The 25723-nt window shown below is 58.4% G+C and carries 24 protein-coding genes; 11 read left to right on the forward strand and 13 right to left on the reverse strand.

What is annotated here, in order from left to right; genetic code table 11:
• The first annotated feature begins 122 nt into the window (after positions 1–122).
• Positions 123–1325 (forward strand): multidrug effflux MFS transporter, encoded by a 1203-nt coding sequence (locus tag NOR97_RS06305; protein WP_170344619.1) that lies wholly within the window; start codon positions 123–125, stop codon positions 1323–1325.
• A gap of 119 nt (positions 1326–1444) precedes the next feature.
• On the forward strand, positions 1445–1867 hold the full coding sequence (gene ndk / locus NOR97_RS06310) for a nucleoside-diphosphate kinase (protein WP_170344618.1): 423 nt from the start codon (positions 1445–1447) through the stop codon (positions 1865–1867).
• 53 nt (positions 1868–1920) lie between these two features.
• On the opposite strand, the gene NOR97_RS06315 is transcribed toward ndk, so the two are convergent.
• The gene (locus NOR97_RS06315; RefSeq protein ID WP_210092247.1) at positions 1921–2268 is read right to left on the reverse strand and encodes a TfoX/Sxy family protein; all 348 of its coding nucleotides are present in this window, start codon (positions 2266–2268) and stop codon (positions 1921–1923) included.
• Positions 2269–2572: 304 nt separating this feature from the next.
• Here NOR97_RS06315 and NOR97_RS06320 point away from each other — a divergent pair, with 304 nt between their 5' ends.
• From NOR97_RS06320 to NOR97_RS06330, 3 genes are read left to right on the forward strand one after another with little or no spacing between them, the layout of a single operon-like run.
• Positions 2573–4093 (forward strand): CHAD domain-containing protein, encoded by a 1521-nt coding sequence (locus tag NOR97_RS06320; protein ID WP_257600579.1) that lies wholly within the window; start codon positions 2573–2575, stop codon positions 4091–4093.
• Positions 4094–4096: 3 nt separating this feature from the next.
• The gene (locus NOR97_RS06325; protein ID WP_257600580.1) at positions 4097–4852 is read left to right on the forward strand and encodes a ParA family protein; all 756 of its coding nucleotides are present in this window, start codon (positions 4097–4099) and stop codon (positions 4850–4852) included.
• On the forward strand, positions 4849–5316 hold the full coding sequence (locus NOR97_RS06330; RefSeq protein ID WP_257600581.1) for a CYTH domain-containing protein: 468 nt from the start codon (positions 4849–4851) through the stop codon (positions 5314–5316). The genes NOR97_RS06325 and NOR97_RS06330 overlap by 4 nt, the downstream gene beginning before the upstream one ends.
• On the opposite strand, the gene NOR97_RS06335 is transcribed toward NOR97_RS06330, so the two are convergent.
• The 5 genes from NOR97_RS06335 to NOR97_RS06355 all read right to left on the reverse strand — a co-directional run bounded on the left by NOR97_RS06335 (position 5313) and on the right by NOR97_RS06355 (position 12769).
• Positions 5313–6626, reverse strand: coding sequence for a HAMP domain-containing histidine kinase (locus NOR97_RS06335; protein ID WP_257600582.1), 1314 nt, complete (start codon positions 6624–6626; stop codon positions 5313–5315). The two genes, NOR97_RS06330 and NOR97_RS06335, sit on opposite strands and share 4 nt — an antisense overlap.
• 49 nt (positions 6627–6675) lie before the next feature.
• On the reverse strand, positions 6676–7356 hold the full coding sequence (locus NOR97_RS06340) for a response regulator transcription factor (protein ID WP_152457754.1): 681 nt from the start codon (positions 7354–7356) through the stop codon (positions 6676–6678).
• Between the two features lie 180 nt (positions 7357–7536).
• Positions 7537–8973, reverse strand: a complete 1437-nt coding sequence (locus NOR97_RS06345) for a DegQ family serine endoprotease (RefSeq protein ID WP_152457755.1) — start codon at positions 8971–8973, stop codon at positions 7537–7539.
• Between the two features lie 747 nt (positions 8974–9720).
• Positions 9721–10320, reverse strand: coding sequence for an NTP transferase domain-containing protein (locus NOR97_RS06350; protein WP_257600583.1), 600 nt, complete (start codon positions 10318–10320; stop codon positions 9721–9723).
• A gap of 31 nt (positions 10321–10351) precedes the next feature.
• On the reverse strand, positions 10352–12769 hold the full coding sequence (locus NOR97_RS06355; RefSeq protein ID WP_257600584.1) for an FAD-dependent oxidoreductase: 2418 nt from the start codon (positions 12767–12769) through the stop codon (positions 10352–10354).
• A 79-nt stretch (positions 12770–12848) separates the two neighbouring features.
• Between NOR97_RS06355 and NOR97_RS06360 the strand changes: the two genes are divergently transcribed.
• Complete coding sequence (locus NOR97_RS06360; protein WP_257600585.1) at positions 12849–13133, forward strand: hypothetical protein; 285 nt, start codon at positions 12849–12851, stop codon at positions 13131–13133.
• A gap of 49 nt (positions 13134–13182) precedes the next feature.
• Here the strand turns inward: NOR97_RS06360 and NOR97_RS06365 are convergent, their stop codons facing one another.
• The 4 genes from NOR97_RS06365 to NOR97_RS06380 form a co-directional block, all read right to left on the reverse strand.
• Positions 13183–14490 (reverse strand): HlyC/CorC family transporter, encoded by a 1308-nt coding sequence (locus tag NOR97_RS06365; protein ID WP_170344609.1) that lies wholly within the window; start codon positions 14488–14490, stop codon positions 13183–13185.
• A 63-nt stretch (positions 14491–14553) separates the two neighbouring features.
• Positions 14554–15510, reverse strand: a complete 957-nt coding sequence (locus NOR97_RS06370) for a site-specific tyrosine recombinase XerD (RefSeq protein WP_257600586.1) — start codon at positions 15508–15510, stop codon at positions 14554–14556.
• A 2-nt stretch (positions 15511–15512) separates the two neighbouring features.
• The gene (locus NOR97_RS06375; RefSeq protein ID WP_257600587.1) at positions 15513–17033 is read right to left on the reverse strand and encodes a hypothetical protein; all 1521 of its coding nucleotides are present in this window, start codon (positions 17031–17033) and stop codon (positions 15513–15515) included.
• Entirely contained in the window at positions 17023–17172 is a 150-nt protein-coding gene (locus tag NOR97_RS06380) for a hypothetical protein (protein WP_257600588.1), read from the reverse strand. Before NOR97_RS06380 ends, NOR97_RS06375 begins: the two co-directional genes overlap by 11 nt.
• 79 nt (positions 17173–17251) lie before the next feature.
• Here NOR97_RS06380 and NOR97_RS06385 point away from each other — a divergent pair, with 79 nt between their 5' ends.
• The gene (locus tag NOR97_RS06385) at positions 17252–17839 is read left to right on the forward strand and encodes a shikimate kinase (RefSeq protein WP_170344605.1); all 588 of its coding nucleotides are present in this window, start codon (positions 17252–17254) and stop codon (positions 17837–17839) included.
• Positions 17840–18952: a 3-dehydroquinate synthase gene (gene aroB, locus NOR97_RS06390; RefSeq protein WP_257600589.1), complete on the forward strand. Its 1113-nt coding sequence runs from the start codon at positions 17840–17842 to the stop codon at positions 18950–18952. It abuts the gene before it with no gap.
• Between the two features lie 9 nt (positions 18953–18961).
• Here the strand turns inward: aroB and NOR97_RS06395 are convergent, their stop codons facing one another.
• The gene (locus tag NOR97_RS06395) at positions 18962–20032 is read right to left on the reverse strand and encodes a site-2 protease family protein (protein ID WP_257600590.1); all 1071 of its coding nucleotides are present in this window, start codon (positions 20030–20032) and stop codon (positions 18962–18964) included.
• 18 nt (positions 20033–20050) lie between these two features.
• The gene (gene ssb / locus NOR97_RS06400; RefSeq protein WP_170344602.1) at positions 20051–20545 is read right to left on the reverse strand and encodes a single-stranded DNA-binding protein; all 495 of its coding nucleotides are present in this window, start codon (positions 20543–20545) and stop codon (positions 20051–20053) included.
• Positions 20546–20748: 203 nt separating this feature from the next.
• On the opposite strand from ssb, the gene NOR97_RS06405 reads away from it, so the two are divergent.
• The 3 genes from NOR97_RS06405 (at position 20749) to NOR97_RS06415 (ending at position 23504) form a co-directional block, all read left to right on the forward strand.
• On the forward strand, positions 20749–21327 hold the full coding sequence (locus NOR97_RS06405) for a lytic transglycosylase domain-containing protein (protein ID WP_257600591.1): 579 nt from the start codon (positions 20749–20751) through the stop codon (positions 21325–21327).
• A gap of 97 nt (positions 21328–21424) precedes the next feature.
• Positions 21425–22387 (forward strand): LuxR C-terminal-related transcriptional regulator, encoded by a 963-nt coding sequence (locus tag NOR97_RS06410; protein WP_257600592.1) that lies wholly within the window; start codon positions 21425–21427, stop codon positions 22385–22387.
• Between the two features lie 130 nt (positions 22388–22517).
• A complete protein-coding gene (locus NOR97_RS06415) occupies positions 22518–23504 on the forward strand; it encodes an MBL fold metallo-hydrolase (protein ID WP_170344599.1) in 987 nt (328 codons plus the stop codon).
• A 115-nt stretch (positions 23505–23619) separates the two neighbouring features.
• Here the strand turns inward: NOR97_RS06415 and NOR97_RS06420 are convergent, their stop codons facing one another.
• A complete protein-coding gene (locus NOR97_RS06420) occupies positions 23620–25707 on the reverse strand; it encodes an ABC transporter ATP-binding protein (protein ID WP_257600593.1) in 2088 nt (695 codons plus the stop codon).
• Positions 25708–25723 lie beyond the last annotated feature (16 nt).

Raw genomic sequence — 25723 nt, forward strand, 5'->3', positions numbered from 1 at the left:
CGAAATCTCCGTGTGCGACATTCCACCGCTTCGGAACGCGCCATCCAATGGCCGGGGCATTGGGCATGGGCTTGCAGACCCGCATGTGGTAGCCGTCTCGGGAACGCAAAACGGTAGTTGGAATGCGCGCGGCACAGACTTCGCCCTCTTTGGTGACCCTTGTCCTTGCGACCGGTCTGTCGGTGCTGTCGCTGAACATGTTTCTGCCGTCTCTTGCCAACATGGCGGTCGACTTTCGTGCGGATTATGCACTGGTGAACCTGTCGATCGCGGGCTACCTGGCGGTTTCCGCGGTTCTGCAACTGATCCTTGGGCCGATGTCCGACCGGTTCGGGCGCAGGCCGGTTCTCTTGGTTTGCATGACGGTTTTTGTGGCGGCGTCACTGGGCTGTGTTCTGGCGGAATCGATCTGGACCTTTCTGGGGTTCCGTCTGATGCAGGCCGCCGTGGTCGGGGGCTCGGTGCTGTCTGCCGCGTCGATCCGCGACCAGTTTGCGCCCAATGAGGCCGCCAGCAAGCTGGGATATGTTGCCATGGCAATGGCTTTGGCACCGATGCTGGGCCCTATGCTGGGCGGCAGTTTGGACATGCTGTTCGGATGGCGGGCCGGGTTCGTCTTTTACACTGTTGCAGGGGCGGCGCTGCTGACGCTGCTCTGGGCGGACATGGGCGAGACCAACCACAACCGGTCGGCCACCTTCGCCGCGCAGATGCGCGAATACCCGCACCTGTTTCGTGCCCGGCGGTTCTGGGGCTACGCGTTGTGCGCGGCATTCTCGATCGGGGGATTCTACAGTTTCATCACCGGGGCGCCCCTGGTGGCCGCCGCCTGGTTCGATCTGAGCCCCGCGACGCTGGGCCTGGGGATCGGGATCATCACCGGCGGTTTCATGGTCGGCAATTTCGTGACGGGTCGGATCGCCGCGCGTACTCGGTTGACGACGATGATTCTGGCCGGACGTATCATCGCCTCGGTCGGGCCGTTCTGCGGGCTGTTGCTGTTTTTAGGTGGGATGGGGTCGGTTTGGGTATTTTTCGGATCAGCCATCTTTGTTGGTTTTGGAAACGGTTTGACGAACGCTAACGCGTCTGCGGGCGTCATGTCGGTTCGACCGAAACTGGCCGGCAGCGCGGCGGGCCTGTCGGGCGCTTTGATCGTCGCGCTCGGCGCGGTCATCACTTCGATTACCGGAGCGGCGGTCAGCCCCGAGAACGGCCCGTATCTGGTGCTGTCGATGATGGCAGCCAGCAGCTTTCTGGGTCTTCTGGCGGTTCTGTATGTCCGTTGGGTGGATGCACGAGACCCGCTTCCCGACGCAATCTGACGCCCAAAGGCACAATCGCGCCATCATTCCACTTTTCACCGGCGAAATACCGTGTTAGGCGGCGCGCGATGAATTTCGCGCGGCCCAGCCCGCGCCGTCAGACCAAGGAGAGGCCCGATATGGCACTGGAACGCACTTTTTCGATCATCAAACCCGATGCAACCCGCCGCAACCTGACCGGCAAGATCAATGCCAAGTTCGAGGAAGCTGGCCTGCGCATCATTGCGCAGAAGCGCATCCACATGACCAAGGAACAAGCCGGCAAGTTCTACGAAGTTCATGCCGAGCGTCCGTTCTATGACGAACTGTGCGAGTTCATGTCGTCGGCTCCGGTCGTTGTTCAGGTTCTGGAAGGCGAAGGTGCCATTGCCAAGAACCGCGAAGTCATGGGTGCAACCAACCCGGCGGACGCAGCACCGGGAACCATCCGTGCGGAATTTGCTGAATCGGTTGGCGAAAACTCGGTCCATGGTTCGGATGCACCGGAAACCGCGGCTGTTGAGATCGCATATTTCTTCTCGGGCATCGAACTGGTCGGCTAAGCCGGTTTTATGCCGAAAGATCGGGCCGCTCCGTCAGGGGCGGCCTTTTTTGTTCAGACCTGCTTTAGATCTTTGGGTGCAACGCGGACCCCGATGGCATCCAGATCAGCAACCATCCGGTTTTCCGGCGCGGCGCTGTTGCCGGCCTTGATCGCGTCGAAACGCTGTCGCAGCTTCTTTTTCTCTTCACCCTTGCAATCATTCCAGGGGCGTCCCTGAAGCCCCATCACCAAAACATAGTAGCCGATGAAATGTGCTTTGGTGCCAGCCCGCAAAAGCCGGGCATAGGCCTCATCCGCTCCCAGCTCTCGCAGTTCATCAGCCGAGTGGATGCCGGCACGCGCGCAGGCCTGCTCGAAAGCCGGGCCAAGGTTGCGGATCGAAGAAACCGGATCGCTCATGAGCCTGTCTTAATTGCACCTCCGGGGTCTGTCACCCATGTTTGCGCATTGTCGAAACATAATGTCTTGCTGTCTTGTGGTGTTTCCGCTCTCATGAGGTCATGCTGCCTCGGCGGTCCGGGTTTCAAAAGCCGAAAGACACAAAAGCGGGTCGGTCCAGGGCCAGACAGTCTGCTGGCCAAGGTAACAGCCGAATGGGCTGAACGTGATGAAGGATCAGAACCGTCGAAGAAGGAACCAACGTGCCGAAGATCGTTGAGACCAGCGTCAATGAATACCTGAAAACGCCCCGGATTGGTGGATCATGACGGAACCTTCAGGTATTCAGTGCATTCTGTCCCGTTCCATTGACCAGTCGCTTGTTGAAAAGCTCATTCCCGGGTTTGCGATCAGGATCGGCCCACCGACGGAATCGAGGTCTTTCGTGCTTTTGGATTGCCACGATCAATCGTTGCGGAATTCAGGTCGTGTTCTGCTTGAGGTCGGAGAAACATTGTGGCTTTTTCGAAATGGCCGTGCGCCGCTGTCTCAACGCTGCAAGGGGCAGGGGCGGTTTGTTCAAGAGCTACCGCAGGGCCCCGTGAAAGCGGCTTTGAAGGGTTTCCCCAAACTGCGCGCGCTGATGCAGATCGGAGCCGGGGAGATTCAGGTGAAATCCCTCGCCGTATTGGATGAGCTTGACAAGACGCTGGTCAGGGGAATGGTCTGGTGGCTGTCTTCGCAGACGGGTCAGGCAGCAATCGTTCAGCTTCAGCGGCTGCGGGGGTATGAGAAAGAATTCCAAAAGGTGAACACCGCGATTTCCACCGCGTGCGAGGGGCAGGCGGGTGTCGAAGCGTTTTACGCCGGGCTTTTCCCGGGCATGGCTGCCTATCGCGCCAAGCCAGAAGTCCAGTTGGGAAAAGCTGAGCCATCCATTCAGGTCGCAGTAGATATCATTCAAACCTATCTGAAAGTTGCCCGGCAAAACGAAGAAGGAATTATCGCCGATATCGACACGGAATTTCTGCATGATTACCGGGTGTCTCTGCGGAAGGTCCGATCCGTGATCAGCCTGTTCAAAGGCGTTTTTTCAGACGCGCAGACAGTGCAATTGAAACGTGTCTTTTCCGATCTCATGGACGCCACCGGGCGCATGCGTGATCTGGATGTCTATCTTCTGGAAAAAGATAAATACTTCAGTCTGGTACCGCCCAGTCTTCACGCGGGCCTGCAAGAGATGTTCGACCTTTTCGAGGAGGAGCGCGCCAAGGAGCTGTCACGTTTGTCCCGCCGGTTGCGCAGTGACGAATACAACGCCCGTATGTCCGATCTGACGGCGATGTTCAACGGATCGGATCGCCTGACGCCCGGATCTAACGCGAAACGGGCAGCACATGAATATGCGTGCGCATTGATCTGGAAACGGTATCGAAAAGTCTGCAAAACCGCACGCGGTATCACCGACGAGACGCCGGACGAAACCGTTCATGACCTTCGTATTGATTGCAAGAAGCTGCGCTATCTGATGGAGATATTTGGGCCTCTGTTCGATGAAAAGAGCTTCAAGAACATCATCAAGCCATTGAAAAAGCTACAGGACAATCTGGGCGTGTTCAACGACTGCTCTGTTCAGCAAAAGTCCTTGTTGGCTTTTGTCGCGCAGCACAGCGACACGCGGGGTCATGTGGATGCGCGGATGGGTCTGGCCGTGGGGGGATTGATTGCGGTTCTGGATCAACGCCAAAAGGCCGAGCGGAGCCGCGTGATTGCCAGCTTTCAGAAATTCGACGGGCCGGAAACCCGGCACTTGTTCCGGACCTTGTTTCACCGACAAAAGGAGTGAGGAATGAAGATCATTGCCTGTTACAGCAACAAGGGCGGTGTCGGCAAAACCGCAACTTCGGTGAACCTTGCTTATTCCTATGCGCAGGCGGGGCAACAGGTGCTGTTGTGTGATCTCGACCCCCAGGGCGCATCGGGGTTCTACTTTCGGGTGAAGCCTTCGAAAAAGCTGACGGATGCGCGGTTTTTCGAAGATGTGAAACGGTTTACCAAGGCAATCCGGGCCAGCGATTTCGAAGGGCTGGACGTGCTTCCGGCGAACCTGACCTTCCGCGACTTCGACGTGTTCCTGTCGCGGATGCGAAACAAACGCTCGCGGCTGAAAAAAGCTTTGATTGCCGCGGGCAGCGACTATGACGTGATCATTCTGGATTGCCCGCCCAATTTTTCGACCCTGTCCGAGAATATCTTCAAAGCTGCCGATGAAATCGTCGTGCCGGTCATTCCGACGCCCCTGTCCGAGCGGAGTTTCGATCAGCTGGTGAGTTTTTTTGAACAACACAAGCTGCGCAAGAAAAAACTGCGGGCCTTTTTTTCGATGGTACAACACCGGAAGGTTTTGCATCAGGAAACCATGAAGGCGATGCGCAAGCTGTATCCAAAACGCTTTTTGCAGACGGTGGTTCCTTTCGCTGCGGATATCGAAAAGATGGGTCAGTATCGTGCCCCGGTCTGTACCTATGCCGGGCGCAGTGCGTCTTGTGCGTCTTACAGGGCGCTGTTTGAAGAGCTGGAAAACGGAGTGATTTCGAACCAATGAGCAAGGAAATCGAACGCAAGTTTCTGGTTTCAAACCTGCCGGACCTGAGCAAAGCGAAGAAAGCCGTTGTAAGACAGGGTTATCTGACCGCGCCCGACGATTCCACCGAGCTGCGGCTGAGGCAAAAGAACGATGCGTATTTCCTGACCTTGAAAGGGGTTGGAGGCCTGGTCCGGGTAGAGCGCGAGGCCGAGATCACCGCGGATCAGTTCGAAACCTTCTGGCCGGAAACGGAAGGGCGCAGGGTTGAAAAAGAGCGCTACACCGGCCATTTGCCCGATGGTCTGTTGTTCGAGCTGGACGTTTTTTCTGGCGATCTGGCGCCGTTGCGTCTGGTCGAGGTGGAGTTCACTTCGGAGGAGCAGGCCAAAGGATACGTGCCACCGGATTGGTTCGGCGCGGATGTCACCGCCGACACGCGTTACAAGAACAAGACCATGGCGATACACGGTGTTCCGGATTAACGCTGTTGTGCCAGATTGATCGTGGTTTCCAGCCCGGGATCGCAGTTCCGGGCGGCAAATTTTCCACCGTGCATATGTGAAATTGCGGCCACCAGAGCCAGGCCCAAACCCGCATTGCGTTCCGTCCGCGCGGGGTCAAGTGTCACGAAGGGAAGCTGAAGGCGATCCAGTTCTTCGGGCGGAACGCCGGGGCCACGATCCCTGACGCTCAGTTGGGTGAAACCGTCGCGAGAACCGATCGAGATCGTGATCGCAGTATGTTCCGGCGCGTAGCGCATTGCGTTTTCCAACAGATTGGAAAGAGCTTGCGACAGAAGCGGCCGGTGCCCCTGAATGGCAGGGGCGGAACCCCTGACTTCAAGTTGCACACCTTGATCGGCGGCGACCGGGTCATAAAGCTCGACAACATCGCCGACAAGTTGCTGCAAATCTATGGTTTCGAATTGCTCGCGCCCCAGACCGGCCTCGGCCCGCGAGATTTCAGTGAGTTGCCCCAGCACGCGCAGGACGTGATCAATTTCACCCGTCGCCCGTGCAATGTCGATCTCGCGATCCAGATCGCTTTTGCCAGGTTCAGAGAGGGCCTCGACCCTTTGCCGCAGACGAGACAAAGGCGAGCGAAGATCATGTGCTATGGAATTCGAGGTGGTCCGAAGGTTGCTGATCAACTCCTCGATCCGGTCAAGCATGTTGTTCAATGTGCCCGAAACCTGATCGAATTCGTCCCCGGTTCCGCGCAGCGGCATCCGCTTTGACAGATCGCCTGAAACGATATTCTCGGCCGTGCTGGCAATATCCGAAAGGCGCGAGAATACCAACCGCGTGAACAACCAGCCGGTGATGACGCTCAGAACCAGTGCAATCCCAAGCGCCAACGCAACCGAGCGAAACAGAACCCTGTCGAATTGCTGGCGTGACGTAGCATCCCGCCCAACCAGAAGGCGCTCACCGCCCGGCAGGCGGATCGATGCGGCTGAGACGGACACGAACTGATCATTGTCTGCCCGGCGCAATTCCAAGTCTACCCAACCGCTTCCGGCGGCAATGTTCACCGGCCAGGACTTGAGATTGCCCGCAAGTTTGAGGCCCAACCGATCTGTCAAAAGATAGAGCGCGTCCCGCTCTGGGGCACTGGGCAAACGGCGCTCAATTGCAGTGATCAACCCAATCAGCCCGCGTCTTTCGTATTCATCTGCAAGCCCCGTCAACTCTGCTGATACGACCGAGCGGGTCTCGGCCTCGATGCTTCGGTTGGCGGTCACATAGACGAACGCGAGCACCGATGCCGTCAGAATCGTGCTCAGAATCATGCTGGTCGCGACCAGCCTTGTTCTTGAATTGTTTAACGAAAGCCGCAGGTTATCCATCGGACATCATGTAACCTGCTCCGCGGACCGTTTCAATCAACGGGGCATCGCCGCCTTCGTCCAGCTGACGCCGCAACTTCGAGATATGCACGTCGACGACGTTGGTGTTCGGGTCAAAATGATAATCCCAAACACCTTCAAGCAACATGGTGCGCGATACCACACGGTTTTTGCGGCGCAGGAAAAATTCGAGAATCTGAAACTCACGCGGTGTCAGGGTGATCTCGTGCCCATCGCGTGTGACCTTGCGGGTCAACAAATCCATCTGAAGGTCTTTGCAGGTCAATGTCGGCGTCTCTTCGGATTCCTGAGGGCGACGCAACAGGGCTTCGATTCTGGCGTGCAGTTCCTGAAAAGAAAAAGGCTTGACCAGGTAATCGTCAGCGCCCGAGCGCAGCCCTTTTACCCTTTCGTCCACGGCGCTCATCGCCGTCAGCATCAAAACCGGGGTTTTCAAACCGGCGGCCCGCATCGACTTGATCAGCGACAGCCCGTCCAGACCGGGCAGCATCCTGTCAAGAACAATGGCGTCAAACCCACCGTCCGTGGCATGGTACAACCCCTCACGACCGTCAGCAGCGGTTTCGACCACATACCCCTCTTCGCCAAAACCTTTGGCGATGAAGTCCCTGGTGTCAGCATCATCTTCGACGATCAACAGACGGCGGCTCATGGTCGGGATCCTTTCTTTTGATATTTAAACACAAATTTAAACTAAAGCATATGGTTAGAAGAAGTTCTTGCCGGGTGCTGGGCCGGCACCCGGCAAGCCCGGCGGATAGTGGACAACTCTGATCCGCCGGGTGAGGCGTGCGCCGAAAATCCCCATCAAGCGGCGCACGCATGTTCAAGGTCAGGCCAGTTCGACCGCGACAAAAATCTGGCTGCCGCCACGGTTGATCAGCACCAGGGCAGGATCGGTTTTTTCACTGTCCAGCGCAGCCTTCAAAGCATCCGGAGTGACAGTGTCCTGATTGCCGAGCTTGACGATCACATCGCCGCGTTGCAGGCCGGCCTTTGCCGCAGGGCTGTCGGGCTTCAGGTCGGTGACGACAACGCCCTCGACGGTTTCAGCAACACCATTTTCTGCCCGAACCGCTTCGGTCAGGGGGGCCACGGTCACACCCAGTGTTGTTCCCGCAACTTCCGCCTCGACCGGTTTGTCGGCCTCGGCCGATGCGGCCTGATGCTGGCCAACCGTCAAGGTCACAGTTTCCATCTTGCCGTCACGCAAAACGGTCAGAGTGCTGTCGGTGCCGACCTTGGTCGTGCCCACAAGGATGGGAAGGTCACCGCTGGACTCCACGGCATCGTCGTTGAAGCTCAGGATAACGTCTCCCTGCTTCAGGGCGCCGTCTGCTGGGCTGCCGGCAACCACGTCAGACACCAGCGCACCCGAGGAAGCCTCGATTCCCAACGCTGCCGCAAGTTGTGGGCTTACGTTCTGGATCGACACGCCCAGCCAACCGCGGCTCACCTGTCCGTCATCCCGCAGATCGGCCGCGATGTGTTCAACGATGTTCGACGTGACGGCAAATCCAAGCCCCACAGAACCACCGCTGGGCGAATAGATGGCCGAGTTCACACCGACCACTTCGCCATCCATGTTGAACAGGGGACCGCCCGAGTTGCCCTTGTTGATCGCTGCATCTGTCTGGATGAACTCGGCATAAGGGCCTTCCGAGATGTTGCGGCCTTTTGCCGAAACGATGCCCGTGGTCACGGTCGAGCTCAGGCCGAAGGGGTTGCCGATGGCGACCACGTCTTCACCTACGCGGATCTCGTCACTGTCGCCAAGCTCCACGGCTTGCAGGTCAGTTCCTGCGTCGATTTTCAGAACCGCGATATCCGTCAACGGGTCCGTTCCGACCACTTCGGCTTCGAAGGTACGGTCATCGCTGAGCCTTACGGTCACGGTCGAGGCATTGTCGACGACATGGTGATTGGTGACAATGTATCCGGCTTCGTCCAGAACAAATCCCGAACCCAGGCCCTGAGACGGGCCGCGTTGCGGCATGTTGAACCCTTCGGGGCCGCCGAAGCGTTTGAAGAATTCACCAAAAGGGTGTCCTTCGAAGTCAAAGTTTTGCCCCTGGGTTGGGGTCGGCGCTGTATCTTGTTCAGCGATGATGGTTACGACCGAGGGTGAAACGGTCTCAACCAGATCGGCCAATGCCTCGTCCGCCATGGACGGTATAGCCGTCGTTGCCAGTAGGGCCGCGCCGAGCGCGCTGACACCCACCCAGTTGGAAGTGCGGGGAAGTAGAAGCGAGGATTTGCGGATGCTCATTTGTGTCTCCTGTTATCATCACGCAGTTGCGGCTGCGCGTTGAGACAACAGATGCCTGCTCAGAATTGGCGTTTCCTGACTGATCAATTAATAAATCTTAATTTTGCCACAAAGCCGGTGTTGGGTTGCGGTCGACGTCGATCGGGATTCGCGGAATTTCACCGATCCGCACCAGAGCGAATCGGAGGATTGTTGCTAAAAATGGCGTCAAACTTTCAAAAATATTGAATTTGTTTTGTTTTGTTGACAATCATCCTTCCGAATGATGGAGAAAAAAGCTGCTCTTCCAATGGTTGTGGGTGGGTCTGTGTGAGGCATGGCTTGACACAAAAAAATGTTGTTGATTGCGGATAATAGCAAATAAGTTTGTGCTTAATGACGAATCGCTACCGCTTGTGAAAACGGTCGATCGCCTTTAAGTTGATTTCGGCTGGCGGGATGTTGCGAAAAAGCCATTTGAAGTAGACCCAAATTAACCCTTCCTTCCAATTTTACGTTGTTTCGAACGATCGGATAGGTGAGGATAAAGGTGCCCAAGTGAGGGGAGCCAAAAGCGCTAGGGGGCGCTGGCGGCTAACTCGATCACCATAAGTGATAACGGCGTGTTAACGAGGGGGTCTTGTTTAGGTTTGGCTGTTTGAGAGCCGGGGTGTTTCTGAAAGCACACTGGCCGCGCTTTGGAGATTGAGCAAAGTGGTAGTCCTGTTTTGGGCACCGGCCCGGTCGACAAGACCGGGCCGTGTTTGTTCAGAGGGCATGTTTTCTGTGCCAGTCCTTCCAGTCATCCGGGGTATCCAGATCCAACAGCGCGTTTCGGCCGGGCAGGGGATGCAGATAAACACTGTCTTGATACTTTCGCACGATCTCCTGGGCACCGTCGTCCCCTTGCAACTGTGACAGTTGATCAAAAAGGGATCTGTCAAACACCACCGGATGACCGGGCTTTCCATCCTCGGTTGTGCCACGCCAGATCAGGTTGTCGGGATGGGTTTGTCGCGCTTTCAGGATTGTTGCCAGGTCAGCTTCCGTAAGATCGGGCAGATCGGCCAGCAAAACCATGGCGGCGGGTGCATCCGGCGGCAGTTTTTGGATCGCGGCGCGCAAACTGGCGTTCATGCCTTCTGCCGCATCCCGGACCGGAAAGATTTGAACATCCATGCCATCAAGTGCGCCATATCTTGGATTTGGTTCAGGGGGCAGGGCGACGATCACAGGTCCCACGGCGCAGGCCACAGTTGCCGAGCGGGCGACCAACGGGATGCCGTTGATCGGCTGCATCAATTTGTCGATGCCGCCCATACGGCTGGATTGGCCCGCCGCCAGAAGGATAATGGGTATTTCAGTCATTTCAGTACAATGCCGTCGGCCCGCGCCCAAGTCAGCCCCTCATTCGGGCGCCGTCTGCGTCAAACAAGGGTGTCGAGATGACCTTTGCCTTGCGCATCTGGCCCAATATTTCGATCTTTGCTTCAAGCCCATCTGTTGCGCGTTCGGGTGGCAGAAAACCGATGGCGACGGATTTTCGGGCACAATGCGAATAACCGCCCGAGGTGCAAAAACCCACGACCTTGCCGTCGAGCCAGATTGGTTCATAGGCGTTCACGTCGGCATCGACTGCATCAACCTCGAAGGCCACCAGCCTACGCGAAGGGCCTGTCGCACGTTCGGCCTCGGCGGCGGGGCGGCCGATGAAGTCGGCGCTTTTGCCAAAAGCGATGAAACGATCCAGCCCGGTTTCGGCCGCCGTGTAGTCGGGTGAGAATTCGCGCATCCACGAGCCGAAGAACTTGTCGAGCCGCAGGCTCATCATCGCGCGCATGCCGAAGGGTGTGATGCCATGCGGCTGGCCGGCCTGCCACAGGGTCCACCACAGCTGGCGCTGCGCCATCGGATCGCAATAGATCTCGAACCCCAGATCGCCGGTATAGCTGACCCGCTGCACGATGCAGTCGGTCATGCCCACGACCATTGGCCGCACATCCATGAAGCGCATGTCGCTGATATCGGCGCGGGTGCAGGCGGCCAGAACCTCGCGGGCCTTGGGGCCGGCAATCTGGAATCCGTTGCGTTTGTCGCTGATATTCTCGACGGTTACGCCGTCTTGCTGATGCTGCCGGAACCAACGCATGTGGAAGTTCTGCGCGCCGTATGAGGCGGTGAGCTGGAACTCCTCCTCGGCCAGACACGACACGGTAAAATCCCCGATCAGCTTGCCCTTGGGCGACAGCATGGGCGTCAGCGACAGGCGGCCCGGGGCGGGGATGCGCCCGGCCATGATCCGATCCAGCCAGTCGCGGGCGCGAGGGCCGGTGATCAGGTATTTGCCGAAATTGTGCACCTCGTTGATGCCGACGCCCCCGCGCACGGCACGTACCTCGCGGCCCGTTGCCTCGAACGCGTCCGAGCGGCGGAAGGACGGGGTTTCATAGGTCGGCTCGCCATCCTGCGCGAAGTAATTGGCGACCTCGAGTCCGTATTGCTGGCCCCAGACCGCGCCCAGATCGGAAAAGATGTCATACATCGGCGTGGTGCGGTTCGGGCGTGCTGCGGGCAGCTCCTCGTTCGGGTAGGCGACGCTGAACCGTTTCTGATAGTTCTCAATCACCTTGGGGCGGGTATAGCCGGGGGTGATCCAGTCGCCGAAGCGGGCCACGTCCATGGCAAAGACGTCGCGCTCGGGCTCGCCCTCGATCATCCATTGCGCCAGCGTCAGGCCGACCCCGCCGCCCTGGCTGAACCCGGCCATCACGCCGCTGGCCGACCAGTAGTTGCGCACGCCCGGCACCGGCCCGACCAGCGGGTTGCCGTCAGGCGCAAAGGTGAAGGGGCCGTGGATCACCGACTTCACGCCCGCTTCGGCCAGAACCGGGAAGCGGCGATAGGCGAACTCGATACTGTCGGTGATCTTGTCGAAATCATCCGGCAACAGCTCGTGCCCGAACTCCCATGGCGTACCGTCCACGGCCCAGGGTTTGCAGGGCTGTTCGTAAAAGCCGATGCACAACCCGCGCCCTTCTTGCCGCAAATAGCTTTCGCCAGCCGGGTCCATCACATGCGGATGCTCGCCACCCGCGTCGATGATCGCCTCGATCTGAGGGATGTTGTCGGTGACGAGGTATTGATGCTCCATCGGGTGCAGAGGGAAGTAGATGCCTGCCATCGCGCCCACCTCGCGCGCCCAGAGGCCGCCGGCGTTGACGATATGCTCGGCGTGGATGGTGCCCTTGTCGGTGACCACGTCCCAGGTGCCGTCGGGGCGCTGGTTGGTTTCACGCACCATGCAGTGGGTTTCGATCGTGGCACCGCCCATCCGCGCGGCCTTGGCATAGGCGTGGGTCGTGCCCGAGGGGTCGAGGTGCCCGTCCAGCGGATCATACAGCGCGCCGATGATGCCATCGGTGTTGGTGATGGGGGCGATCTTCCTGATCTCGTCGGGGCCGACGATCTCGGTCTCCAGCCCCATGAAGCGGTGCTTGGCGCGTTCGGCCAGCAGCATGTCGAACCGGTCCTGATTGTCGGCCAGGGTGATGCCGCCCACATGGTGCAGCCCGCAGGACATGCCGGTGATCTCTTCCAGCTCTTTGTACAGCCGGATGGTATAGCCTTGCAGCGCGGCCATGTTGGTGTCGCCGTTCAGCGTGTGAAACCCGCCCGCCGCATGCCAGGTCGATCCGCTGGTCAGTTCGGACCGCTCCAGCAGCATCACGTCCGACCAGCCCAGCTTGGTGAGGTGATAGAGCACCGAACAGCCGACGACGCCGCCTCCGATGACGGCAACCTGACAGGTGGTTTTCACAGTGTTCCTCCCTATGGTTTTGGAAAAACTGTCGAGCCGATGGGGATATTACTCGTCTGTTAGCGACAACAAGTGTCGCATGTCACGTATTGCACGAGCTTTGGATTTGCAGAGCCTTCTCGCACTGCCAAAGCGCGTCGAAACCTATAACCGAGCGAAACAAAACGGCGGCCTGCTTCTTGTTCATTGCGGCATCGCCCAGTGGTTTTTCGGCCTTGTAGGCCGCTTTTCCACTTTACTCTACGGCTGGAACAAAACCGAGGTGATCAAACTGGCCCGTCACGCCCATCTCAGTGCCTGGTTCGAACTGTACGATGACTGGAAAATCCGCGCCCGGTTCAGCGCCATTGGGTCGTTCAGTTGACGCCAGGCGCTTTGGCAGTGCTCGGAACGTTTCGGAAAAATCGCAGGCGTTACAGGGGGCGCACTTTCAATCCGGTGATGCGGTTGCCTTCACGCGCCGTGACCTCGAACCGGAAACCGTGGAACGAAAACACCTGACCGACGTCAGGGATCATCTGTGCCTCGTGAATCACCAGGCCGGCCAGCGTGTTCGCCTCGTCATCCGGCAGAGACCAGTCCAGTGCCCTGTTGGCATCCCGGATCGTCATGGAACCTTCGACCAGATACTGGCCGTCTTCGGTGCGTATTACGGGCACCTCTTCGTCTATGTCGAACTCATCGGCGATCTCGCCCACGATTTCTTCAAGAATATCTTCAAGCGTGATCAGGCCCCGCAGTGACCCGTATTCATCCACAACCAACGCAAAATGGCTGTGCATGCGCAGGAATTCCCGCATCTGGTCGTCCAAGGTCGTGGTCTCGGGCACAAAGTAAGGGGCGTTTGCCACCTTTCCGATGTCAAAGCTTGCCAAACGGTCGGTCCCGCCGTCGCTGCTGCCTGCCTGCGCATACATGGCGCGAAAGAGGTCCTTGGCGTGGACAACACCCACGATGTTTTCCGGCTCGTCCCGGAACACAGGCAGGCGGGTGTGCGGGCTTTGCAGACATTGTTTCAGGATCGCCTCGGGGGCAGCATTGGCGTCGATCATCTCGATATTCGAGCGGTGCAGCATGATCTCTTCCACCGTCCGGTCGCCCAGATCCAGCGCACCCAAGATGCGGTCGCGGTCTTCTTTTTCGACCACGCCTTCGGAATGACCAAGTTGTAAGGCGCCGGCAATCTCTTCGCGCACGGCCAGAATGTTGCTGTCGGGATCGATCTGCACGCCGAACAGACGCAACACACCGCGCACCAGCAGCCGCACCGCGGCCACAATGGGTGAAAACACCGTCACGACGACGCTGATGATCGGCGCGACAGCCGCCGCGGCCTTTTCGGAATTGGTGATGGCGTAGGTCTTTGGCAGCACTTCGGCAAAGATCAGCACCAGCAAGGTCATGACCAGTGTCGCCAATGCCACGCCGCTTTCGCCGAACAGCCGGGTGAACAAGGCCGTCGCCAGCGAGGCCGCCAGAATGTTGACAAGGTTGTTGCCCAGAAGAACCGAGCCGATCAGGCGTTCATTGTCATCGGTGATTTCTAGCGCCTTTTTCGCCCCGCGTGACCCTTTGTCGGCCTGAGCCCTCAGTTTTCCGCGAGAAGAGGCTGTGAGCGCTGTTTCCGAACCCGAAAAAAAGCCGGACAAAACGAGCAACAAGAGGATCGCACCTGACGTAAACCAGAATGTGCTGTCGATCAGAGAAGGTGAGGGTTCCATTGGTCCTTGGTGGGTTAGGGTGATGCATCCGTTATGGGGATGCCGCCCCGCTGGATCAAGGGCTTAGCCCCGGTCTTCGTCAGGGTCTTTGCTCAGCGGGTGGTGTTGCAACACCAGTTCAGTCAGCCGTTCATCCAGAACATGAGTATAAATCTCGGTCGTTGCGACGTCGGCGTGGCCCAACAAGGTCTGGATCGAACGCAGGTCAGCGCCGTTGGCCAGCAGATGCGTGGCAAAGGCGTGACGCAGGGTATGCGGGGTGACTTTCTCGGGCGAAACACCACCCTGAACGGCCAGTTCCTTGACCAGCAGAAAGAACCTGTGCCGCGTCAGGTGGCCGGACTTGCCGCGCGACGGGAACAGAAAGCGGGATCTTTGACCGCCTTTCTCGACGGTCCGGTCTTCGGCTTCGTCCCGTACGGTCAACCAGGCAGCCAAAGCATCCCGCGCCGGTGGGGACAGGGGCACCATGCGTTCCTTGCCACCTTTACCCAGCACCAACAGCATGCGCGGATCGCCTCGGGCCGAGGAAACGGGCAGGGACACAAGTTCGGTCACGCGCATCCCGGTGGCATAGAGAACTTCCATCAAGCAGGTATTGCGAATGCGATCGGCCTTGCTGCGCCCGGTTTGTCGGGCGGCTTCAAGAAGACGGTCGACTTCGGGCACGTCCAGCGTTTTGGGCAATCGCTTCTGCCGTCCCGGACCTTTGATCTGGATGGCGGGGTTCGTCTCGTTCCAGCCTTCCTCGAACGCAAATCGGTAGAGCTGTTTGATGGCTGACAATCGCCGCGCGCGGGTAGAGCGCGACAAGCCCTCTGCCTCGCAGTCGATCAGGTAGGCTTCGATCTGATCACGATCTGCCTGATTGAATCCGGATCCCCTGTGCCCCAACCAGGACGCAAAGTCCTTCAGGTCGCGCCCATAGGCCAGCAACGTGTTTGTCGCTGCGCCAAGTTCCGCGGCCTGTGCCTGTAGAAAGGTCGAAATCCAAAGTTCGTTTGTCGCCGGGATAGCCATCTTCAACGCTCTTGCAGGATCAACAGGCTCAGCGCGGCGCGCCGCGCGGTGTCTTCCAGGCCCACACGTCGGAAGGTTGCGATTGCTGCGGTCAGATCCACCAGATTGCCCCGTGCGCCATGAGCAAACAGCTGCATGGCTTCCAGTATGGCTTCACCAAGCTGACCGTTGTCCAGCAAGGCGTCAATGTCGTTGGGTGCGGGCGCCGCCCATTCAAACCCCTGAGAAACCGCGTCCGCCAACGGAGAAGGAGAAACCGCCCGCCCCGGATCGCCCTGTGCCAGCGCCGCAAGAAACAGGGTATCGATCGAGTTGTCCGGCGCGGATAGTGCTGCCTGTTCGTAAAGGTCAGACAACATCAGAATGCGCCAGCGCAGGTTTTCAGTTGCCGGCACCGACAGCGAAACCTTCGACAGACGCTCGGCGAACAATTCGGCGAAGGGTACTTCAAGCCCGACGCTGCGCATCTGCTGCCAGACCGGTGGCAATGTTTTTCCAATGGCTTCAGCGTTTCGCGTATCCAATGCACTTTCAAATCGTTGGATGGCCGCGACCCGGTCCCAAACTGCGCCGGACGCAGCCGGGGACCGCTCGGTATAAAGTCCAAGCAATTGATTGGGCGTCAAAGCGCCAATGCGTGTAAGCCGTTCGGCGGCTTCGATCTGTGCTTTCCATCCGGCCACATCCCGAAGATCCGCGTTGGCGAAAGCTCGTGGCAACGAGGCGGACGGAAGCCGTTCTCCGATCGCTTCGAACAGCCGGAAACTCAGCGGATCAGGGTTTTCAGGTTGGGGCAGATAAGCCGCGCCTTCATAGAGTTCAGGGCTTAGAAAACGATCCAGAACCGCCAGTTCTTCCGGTGGCAGGATGTCCAGGGCATGCGCGGCTTCAAGCGTCAGCGCGGCCGATGCCCAATCTCCGCGCCGGGCTTTGCAGAACACTTGCGCGGCGTAGTCCTTTGACAGGTGCGGTTCGGCGATAAGGGCGGTGCAGCTGCGATCCTCATCGCCGGTCAGCAGCGTTGCGTCAAACCAGCGCTGAAACCGATCCTGTGTATCGGTCGGCCCGGCCAGTTGAACCAGCGATTGCACGGGATCAGCCGCGCCCAGTTGCATCAGACGGTCCAGCCGCGCCAGCAGCATGACCTCTTGCGCATCAGGACCCGCCGGTGCGCGGGTTTCCGACAGAAGCAATGTAAACAACAGGCGTTGCATGGCCGGGTTGTCGCGAACGGGCGTCTTCGCGATCAGCTCCGCCAGCCGGTTCGCATCGCTGCCTTGCCACAAATCCACGGGCAACCCGGTGACGGATGATGCGACCAGGCCCAAAGGTTGCGACAACGCTTCAAGCGGCGTGACCTCAATTTCGGGCAATCCGCCGTTCTGTGCCACCGGCGGTTCCAGCAATACGGTTCCGGGCAGGTTTTGCGGCGGATCCGCAAGCCACTCGATCGCGGATAACGGGGTCTGCGCATGTGCCGATCCCGCCAGAAAGACCGCCAACAGCGCCTGTCTAGTCGACATCCAATACGACCGGTTCGCGGATTTCACTTTGAGGCGCAGAAAAATCCGCACCAAAGAATGGGCCAATATAGGCATAGGCGACCAGCCCAATGAAGACCAGGCAAAGAACATATATCAGGAATTTGATCAGTCGGCCCATGGCGCCACGCTGCCTCAATTTTTGATTTTGGCCAAGTTATAACTGGCATTTTTCCCAAGATCACGTCATTCACGTTTAAATGAGCGAAATTAAGCATAACACACATTCGACAGACACACAGGGCGGCTTTGATCTGCACAAAACCGTGGTTCTGGTGGGTATGATGGGGGCTGGCAAGACCGCGGTGGGGCGCGCATTGGCTGCCCGGCTGGGTGTTCCGTTTCTGGACAGCGATGCCGAGATAGAATCAGCCGCCAACATGACGATTCCTGAAATCTTTGAACGTGACGGCGAACCTTTCTTTCGCGCCAAGGAATCGCAGGTCATCAGGCGCTTGCTGGATGAACAAAAAGGCATCCTCTCGACGGGGGGTGGGGCGTTTCTCCAGCCGGAAAACCGTCGCATCATCGCCGAAAAGGGCGCTGCCGTCTGGCTGCGCGCGGACCTGAATGTTCTGTGGAACCGTGTGCGCCACAAAGACACACGTCCTCTGCTGCGCACGGCCGATCCGTATGCGACATTGAAAGCCCTCTATGAGGCCCGCGTGCCGGTTTATGCTCAGGCCGATCTGGCTGTGGATTCGGATGGTGAGACCTCGATCGAAAATATGGCAGGCCGCGTTGTCGACGCCCTGATGACACGCCCTGATGTTTTGGAACTCAAATAAATGCACCAAACAGTACATGTAGACCTGGATGACCGTTCGTATGATGTTGAAATCGGTCCGGATCTTCTGACGCGGGCGGGGGGCTGGATCTCTCCACTTCTGGCCCGGCCAAAAGTCGCGGTTCTGACCGATGAAAACGTGGCCGGTCTGCATCTCGAGGCGCTGCGCGCCGGGCTGAATGCCGCGGGAATCGAGATGACCGCGCTGGCGCTGCCCGCCGGAGAGGCAACCAAAAGCTGGCCGCATTTCGAGCGCGCCGTCGAGTGGTTGCTCGCTGAAAAAGTCGAACGCCGGGATGTTGTCGTGGCCTTGGGCGGCGGCGTCATCGGAGACCTGGCAGGCTTTGCAGCGGCGGTTTTGCGGCGTGGTGTTCGTTTTGTGCAGATTCCAACGTCCTTGCTGGCGCAAGTGGACAGCTCGGTTGGTGGAAAGACCGGCATCAACGCACCACAGGGCAAAAACCTGATCGGCGCGTTTCATCAACCGTCTCTGGTTCTGGCCGACACCTCTGTCCTTGGGACCATGACCCAGCGAGATTTTTTGTCCGGGTACGGCGAGGTCGTGAAATACGGTTTGCTTGGCGACGCGAAATTCTTTGATTGGCTAGAGGCGAACGGGCCAAGCGTTTCCTCGGGTGACATGGCGGCCCGCGTGCGCGCGGTAACGCGTTCAGTGCAAATGAAAGCCGATATCGTCGCGCGGGATGAAACCGAACAAGGCGACCGGGCTCTTCTCAATCTGGGGCACACGTTCTGCCACGCTCTGGAGGCCGCAACAGGCTATTCCGACCGCCTTCTGCATGGTGAAGGTGTGGCAATAGGCTGTGCGCTGGCGTTTGAACTGTCGTCTCGGCTGGGTCTGTGTTCGCAAGAGGATCCAAGCCGGGTGCGCGCGCACCTGAGGGCGATGGGAATGAAAACGGATCTGGCCGATATTCCGGGCGAATTGCCAAGTGCCGACACGCTGGTGGATCTGATGGGACAAGACAAGAAAGTCGTGGACGGTCAGCTTCGGTTTATTCTGGCGCGTGGGATCGGACAGGCGTTCGTGACGTCCGATGTGCCGAAAGATGCGGTTCTTTCGGTCCTGTCAGATGCGCTTGCCACGGCTTGACCTGAAAGCCTAGCGCCCCTGAATGACCATCAGTTCACCGATGTTCTCGCGCGTGATGTAACCGATCATGCGACCACCCCGAGTGACCACAGCGATCGCCGGAGCGCCTTTGTGCAGATGTTCCAACACGGTCTCGAGGCCGGTGGTAAGCGAGACCGCGGGGACATCGGCATTCATGATCGAGGTGGCAGGTGCCGATCTGGGCTGATCGCCTGCGAGCGCGGCAAACAGTCGATCTCGGGTCACAAAACCAAGCAGAGATTGATCCGTATCCAACACAGGGAACTCGTGCTGCGTGGTGTGAATTACGGCTTGTGCTGCCGTGCTCAGCGTATCGTTGGGGGAGAGCGCGTGAAACTCGGTGATCATCGCATCCCGGGCCAGAACCCGGCGTGCCGCGGATCGCAGGGCGACGTCCTGGCTTTCGGCGTTGGCGGCGATGAACACGAACACGGCGATGAGAACCAGAAACGGGTTGCCTGAGCTCAGCCCCAAAAACCCCAGACCCACCGCAACAATCTGACCTCCGACCGCAGCCACGCGTGTTGCTTTGACGCGATCCATGCGCAGGCACAGAAGGGCGCGGAATACGCGCCCTCCGTCCATGGGGAAGGCCGGGATCATGTTGAATACGGCCAGCAGAAGGTTGATGTAGGCCAACCTGTTCAGAAACCCGATGCCCGGTGAATCGATCTGGGAAAGCGTCTCGATCGGCAGTCCAGCACCAAAGGCGACCAGAATGACCCAGATCACGATGTTCACCGCCGGACCTGCAAGTGCCACCAAGACTTCTTGCAAAGGCTTTTCCGGCATCCTTTCAAGCCGGGCCAACCCACCGATCGGCAACAGTGTTATGTCTGGGGTCTTGATTCCAAAGCGCCGCGCCATGAGAGCATGACCGAATTCATGCGCGACCACGCAGGCAAACAAGGCCAGAACAAACAAGAGGTTGTCTATGGCGGCCGGCAGGCCACCGGCGGAATAGGCCGCAAAGCCCACCCAGGCCAGAAGCAGAAAAAACGTGACATGGACCCTCAGTTCGGACCCGAGCAATCGGCCGAGAGAAAAGGACCATGTCATGTCGTGTCTCCGAATTGCCTAGAACGGAATCTCGTCGTCGTCGATTCCGCCCGATGCCGGAGCCGGTGCCGGGGAACTGGACGGGCCGCCGTAGGGGTCTCCGTACCCGCCGCCACCGGCCTGACCGCCGCCGTAACCACCGCCGCTGCCGCCGCCTTCACCGCGGCTGTCGAGCAAGGTCAATTCACCGCGGTAGGGGCGCAGAACAACCTCGGTTGTATAGCGGTCTTGCCCGGACTGATCCTGCCATTTGCGGGTTTCCAACTGACCTTCGATATAAACCTTGCTGCCTTTGCGCAGATATTGCTCTGCAATACGGGCCAGCGGTTCCGAGAAGATGGCGACCGAATGCCATTCCGTTCGTTCTCGGCGTTCGCCCGTGTTGCGGTCTTTCCAGGTCTCTGACGTGGCAATGCGCAGATTGCATACCTTTCCGCCGTTCTGGAACGACCGGACCTCGGGGTCGCGGCCAAGATTACCTACCAGAATGACCTTGTTGACTGAACCCGCCATGAAAATCCTCGTTCTGTTTTCGCGTATGTGCGCCGAATCTGGCGCGACTTGTTCCGTGAGACCCTATACGGCCTGCATCATGGTTGAAAACAGTAGATACAACAGTGTTGGACAAGAGTCTTACTTTGGTCTTTACCAAGCTTTCATTTTTTGTGGGAATACCTATAATCCGACTGGTTTCTTATCGAGCAGGATAGGCATTGATGCGTTCTTGGGTTGCTGGGTTTTCTGTAGTCTGCCTTGTGCTGGCCGTTTTGCCTGTGCAGGCGCAAACGCTGTCTACCAAAAGCCGCAAGGATATCTTCCTCAAGCAGTCCAAGATTCTGGATACCCGTGCGGCGACGCAGTATCGCGATTCCGCGCGGTTGAAACCCAAGACATCCCGTGCGCAGACCAGCAAGCGATATACAGGAAAGTATCGCGGCCAGTATCTGGACCTGGCGAAACAGGCTGCCCGCCTTCACAACATTCCCGAAGACTTGTTCCTGCGCCTTGTGCAGCAGGAAAGCGGATGGAACCCGCAGGCGAAGTCTCACAAAGGTGCTCTGGGATTGGCGCAATTGATGCCTCAGACCGCCGAGCTTTTGGGGGTCAACCCGCATGACCCCAAGCAGAACCTCGAGGGTGGGGCCAGATACCTGTCCTGGCAGTATCGCAAGTTCAAATCCTGGCCATTGGCCTTGGCCGCCTACAATGCCGGCCCAAAAGCGGTGGAAAAGCATGGCGGCATACCGCCGTACAAGGAAACCCAGAACTACGTGAAGGTCATCTGGGGCGGTTAAGCCCGATGCCGCGGCGCAGAACGTCCGGTTCTTGATCCGACGCAACCAGTCCAACTAACCTGCAAGGGTATCCTCCAGTAACTGGTGAGGCCGCCTCATGCCTGCTGACCACCCTGAGATCCCGCAAGAAACGCTGGCCAACTGGCAGCAACTGGTTGATCTGGTCGCAGAGCTGGCGGATGTGCCTGCAAGCCTGATCATGAAAACCGACGCGCCGGATCATGCGGTGCTGATCACCTCGGATCATCCCGAAAACCCATATCCGGTCGGCTTGAGTTTCCAGTTGAACCCCAAGCTGTATTGTCAGGGCGTCTTGCAGCGGGACGGAGAATTGGTGGTCAAGGATGCTGCATGCGATCCGGTTTGGGCCGACAATGACGATCTGGAACACGGGATGACATTTTACATCGGCCTGCCGCTGAAATGGCCCGATGGATCGGTATTCGGAACGATTTGTGTTCTGGATCGCAAGCAGAACCGCCGTGCCTTGTTGTTCCGCGAAGGGCTGGCGCAGTTCGCACGCATGGTCGAGTCGGATTTGGCTTTGTTGCAAGAGGTTTACCTGCGCCGCGCGCTGGAAGAAAAGCTCAACGAAACACTGGCGCAGCTTGAAACCCGTGTCGCGGATCGTACCCGCGAGTTGCAGGAAACCAACACGGCGCTGCGCGTCCTGCTGTCCAGTCTGGACGATGATCGCAAAAGCCGCGATCACGAAATAGTCGAACAGGTGCGCGGCCGGGTTTTGCCATATCTCGAAAAGGTCCGGGCGCAGCTTGCCGGGGACGAAGCGCAGTATGTCTATCTTGAACTGGCCGAGAAAAACCTGAACGAGCTCACGTCTACACTGTCGGACAAACTGACAGATGCATTTGCAGTGATGACCCCGACCGAGATCGAGATTGCACAGATGGTCATGTTTGGAAAAACGACCAAAGACATTGCCAAAGCCCTGTCGCGGGAAACATCGACAATTGATTTTCACCGCAACAACATCCGCCGCAAGCTGGGGCTCGAAGGACGCGACCAGAACCTGCGCAGTCATTTGCTCTCGATTTCGTGAATGCGGAATATGGGGTTTTACCCCACATTCCGCCCCCATTTTTTCGGTCTGAGCCAATATGCCTTGGCTTGTTACCTTTGGCTGGGACGCGCGGAAAAACTGCGCGGGTCCAACAGAGAGGTACACGAAAATGGATCGCAAAGATCTGAAACCAACCATCCTGAACGGGGACAAGGATCATCTGGCGCCGGGGCTGTCGCGCCGGTCGTTCTTCATGGCGGCAGGCGCTGCCGGGGTCGGCGCGACCGCTTCTGTGCTGGGCGCACAACCGGCCCAGGCGCAATCTCAGGCGTGGCTACAGCCGGGCAACAACAACCATGTGATCGATCTGCAAGGCGCAACGGGTCAGGCCAGCACCGGGACGGTTGGTATCGACTATTATGGTCATTGTGCGATCAAGATCACCTCGCCCAACGGGGCAACAGTGCTGTTTGATCCCTGGCGGGATGATCCGTCGGGCGCGTGGGGTCTTTGGTTCCGCAACGAATTCCCGCAAATCCCGGTGGACATCACCCTGTCGACCCATGCCCATTTCGATCACGATGCGATTGAACGTCCAAGCTCGACCATGGTGCTGGATCGGATGGTCGGCAATTTCGAGTTTGCTGACATCAAGATCACCGGCTTTGCCGACAAGCACGCCTGTGTCGCGCCGGGATGGTATGACTGGACCAATGCGCTGGCCGAGTTCGGCGTGGAAGCCTGCCCGCCGAACAACGTGGGCCACATGGATATGGTCGTCTATCTGGTCGAGACCGGCGGCATTCGAGCGCTGATCTGGGGCGACAACCGCCACAACCCGCCGCAGGAGTTCTGGGACGCAATCGGTCAGGTGGATGTTCTGACCCTGCCGGTGGATGGCTCGGAACATATTCTCAGCTTCGATCAGGGCAACGACATCGTGTCCAAGCTCCAGCCCAAGGTGATCATCCCCACACATTACCTGAATGAGATCACGTCCTACACGCTGACCACTCTGCAATCTGCCGATGACTGGGTGAAGGGGCAGCAGAGCTACAGGATGCTCGACAGCGCCAGCCTTCAGCTTGAAGCCGGTGACATTGCCGGCATGAACCAGGAGTTCATGCATTTCGGCAACAACGTTTTGACCGGCTGACGAATTACCGGGTCACCACTCACGCCACTCCCAAGCGCCGTCTGTCTCCCCACAAATCACGGCGCCAAAAAAGGGCCGGTTACTGACCGGCCCTTTCCAAGGTTCAGAAACGGGTTTACTCCGCCGCGACTTTTATCACCGGCTCCATCCGGGCCAGAATACCCTCGGCCAGGTGACATTTCACCTGATGCCCATCTGCCAGCGTCTGCACCGGCGGCACATGCGATTCACACCGTCCGTCAGGCACTTCGGATTTCCAGCGGCACCGCGTCTGGAACGGGCAACCCGGTGGCGGGTTCATCGCCGAAGGAATATCACCATCCAGAACGATGTGCTGTTTCTCGACCGAGGTATCCGCAATCGGAACCGCGCTCAGCAACGCTTCGGTGTAAGGGTGATAGGGCGGGGCAAAAACCTGATCCGTAGTGCCCAATTCCACAACATGGCCCAGATACATCACCATGACCCGGTCGCTCAGGTAACGCACGATAGACAGGTCGTGACTGATGAACAGCAGCGTGGTTTTGTGCTCTCGCTGAATCTCCATCAACAGATCCGTCACGGCGGCCTGAACCGACACATCCAGCGCCGAGACGGGTTCGTCCGCAACAACGATACGTGCATCGCCGGCAAAGGCGCGTGCGATACCTACGCGCTGTTTCTGACCACCCGACAGCTGTCGCGGCATTCTGTCCGCAAAGGCGCGCGGCAGCTTCACCAGATCAAGCAGTTCCAGCATCCGCTTCTTGCGCTCGGCCTCAGAGTTTCCGACACCGAAGATTTCCAGCGCCCGTATGATCTGACGGCCAACGGTCATCGACGGGTTCAGCGTGTCGAACGGGTTCTGGAAAACCATCTGAACTTCGCCGATCGTCTTGGCATCGCGTTCTTCGATGGGCACCTGTTCGATGTTGCGGTTGTCCAGAAGGATCTGCCCGTCCGTGGCCGTCTCCAACCCCATGAGAACCTTGGCGAAGGTGGACTTGCCGCAGCCGGATTCCCCCACGATGGCCAGTGTCTCGGATTCGTGCGCCTCGAAGCTGAGGGTTTCGTTGGCCTTCACCACCTTCTTCTCACCACCGCCAAACAAGGCATTTGCCGCAACCTCGTAATACTTCTTGAGATTGTCTATTTTCAGAACCGTTCGGCCGATGTCGCCTTTTTCTTTCTGATCGGCCAGCGCAAGTGGGGCGTTCCAGTCGATTTCCTGGAATTTAAGACACCGGGTGTGGTGCCGGTCATTGCCGGGCACCGCCTCCATCAGGATGTCTTTCGCGTCACACCGACCCTCTTCGAAATAGTCGCAGCGCGGTCCGAAGTTGCAGCCCGGAGGCCGCTCGTGGGGCAATGGGAAGTTCCCCGGAATGGCCACCAAAGGACGCGAATTCTTGTCAGCGCCCGGCAGCGGGATCGAACGGAACAGCGCCTGTGTGTAAGGGTGCTGCATCTCGTCGAACACATCCTTGATCGAGCCGCGCTCGACCGCTTCACCCGAATACATCACGCACAGACGGTCGCAGGTTTCCAGAACCAGCCCGAGGTTGTGCGAGATAAACAACATCGAAGTGCCGTATTTCTTGCCCAGATCCTTGACCAGTTCGACCACAGCGGCCTCGACCGTCACGTCCAAAGCGGTTGTCGGCTCATCCAGGATCAACAGCGCCGGTTTCGACATCAGCGCCATCGCAATCACGATGCGCTGCTGCTGACCGCCCGACAACTGGTGCGGAAACGAATTCAACATGCGCTCGGGGTCCGGCAGGCGAACGTCCGTCACCACTTCCAGCGCGCGCGAATAAGCCTCTTCCTGACTTACACCTTCGTGGATCATCGGCACTTCCATCAACTGTTTGCCGATCTTCATCGCCGGGTTCAGCGAGGCCATGGGCTCCTGATAGATCATCGCGATTTCATTGCCGCGAATGTCGCGCAACTCCTCGCTCGACATCTTTGCCAGATCGCGGCCCTTGAACTTGATCGTGCCTCCGACGACGCGGCCGTTCTTGCCAAGATCCTGCATGACGCCCAGCGCCACGGTCGATTTACCGCAACCGGATTCACCAACCAGCCCCACTGCTTCGCCGGGCTCTACGCTGACCGAGAAATCCATCACGGCGGGGATTTCCCGCAGGCGGGTAAAGAACGAGATGGACAGCTTGTCGATCTCCAGGATCGGGCCGTCATAATCCGCCATTTTGCTCATTTTGCTTACTCCTCAC

The organism is Ruegeria sp. YS9 (assembly GCF_024628725.1).
Taxonomy (GTDB): domain Bacteria; phylum Pseudomonadota; class Alphaproteobacteria; order Rhodobacterales; family Rhodobacteraceae; genus Ruegeria; species Ruegeria atlantica_C.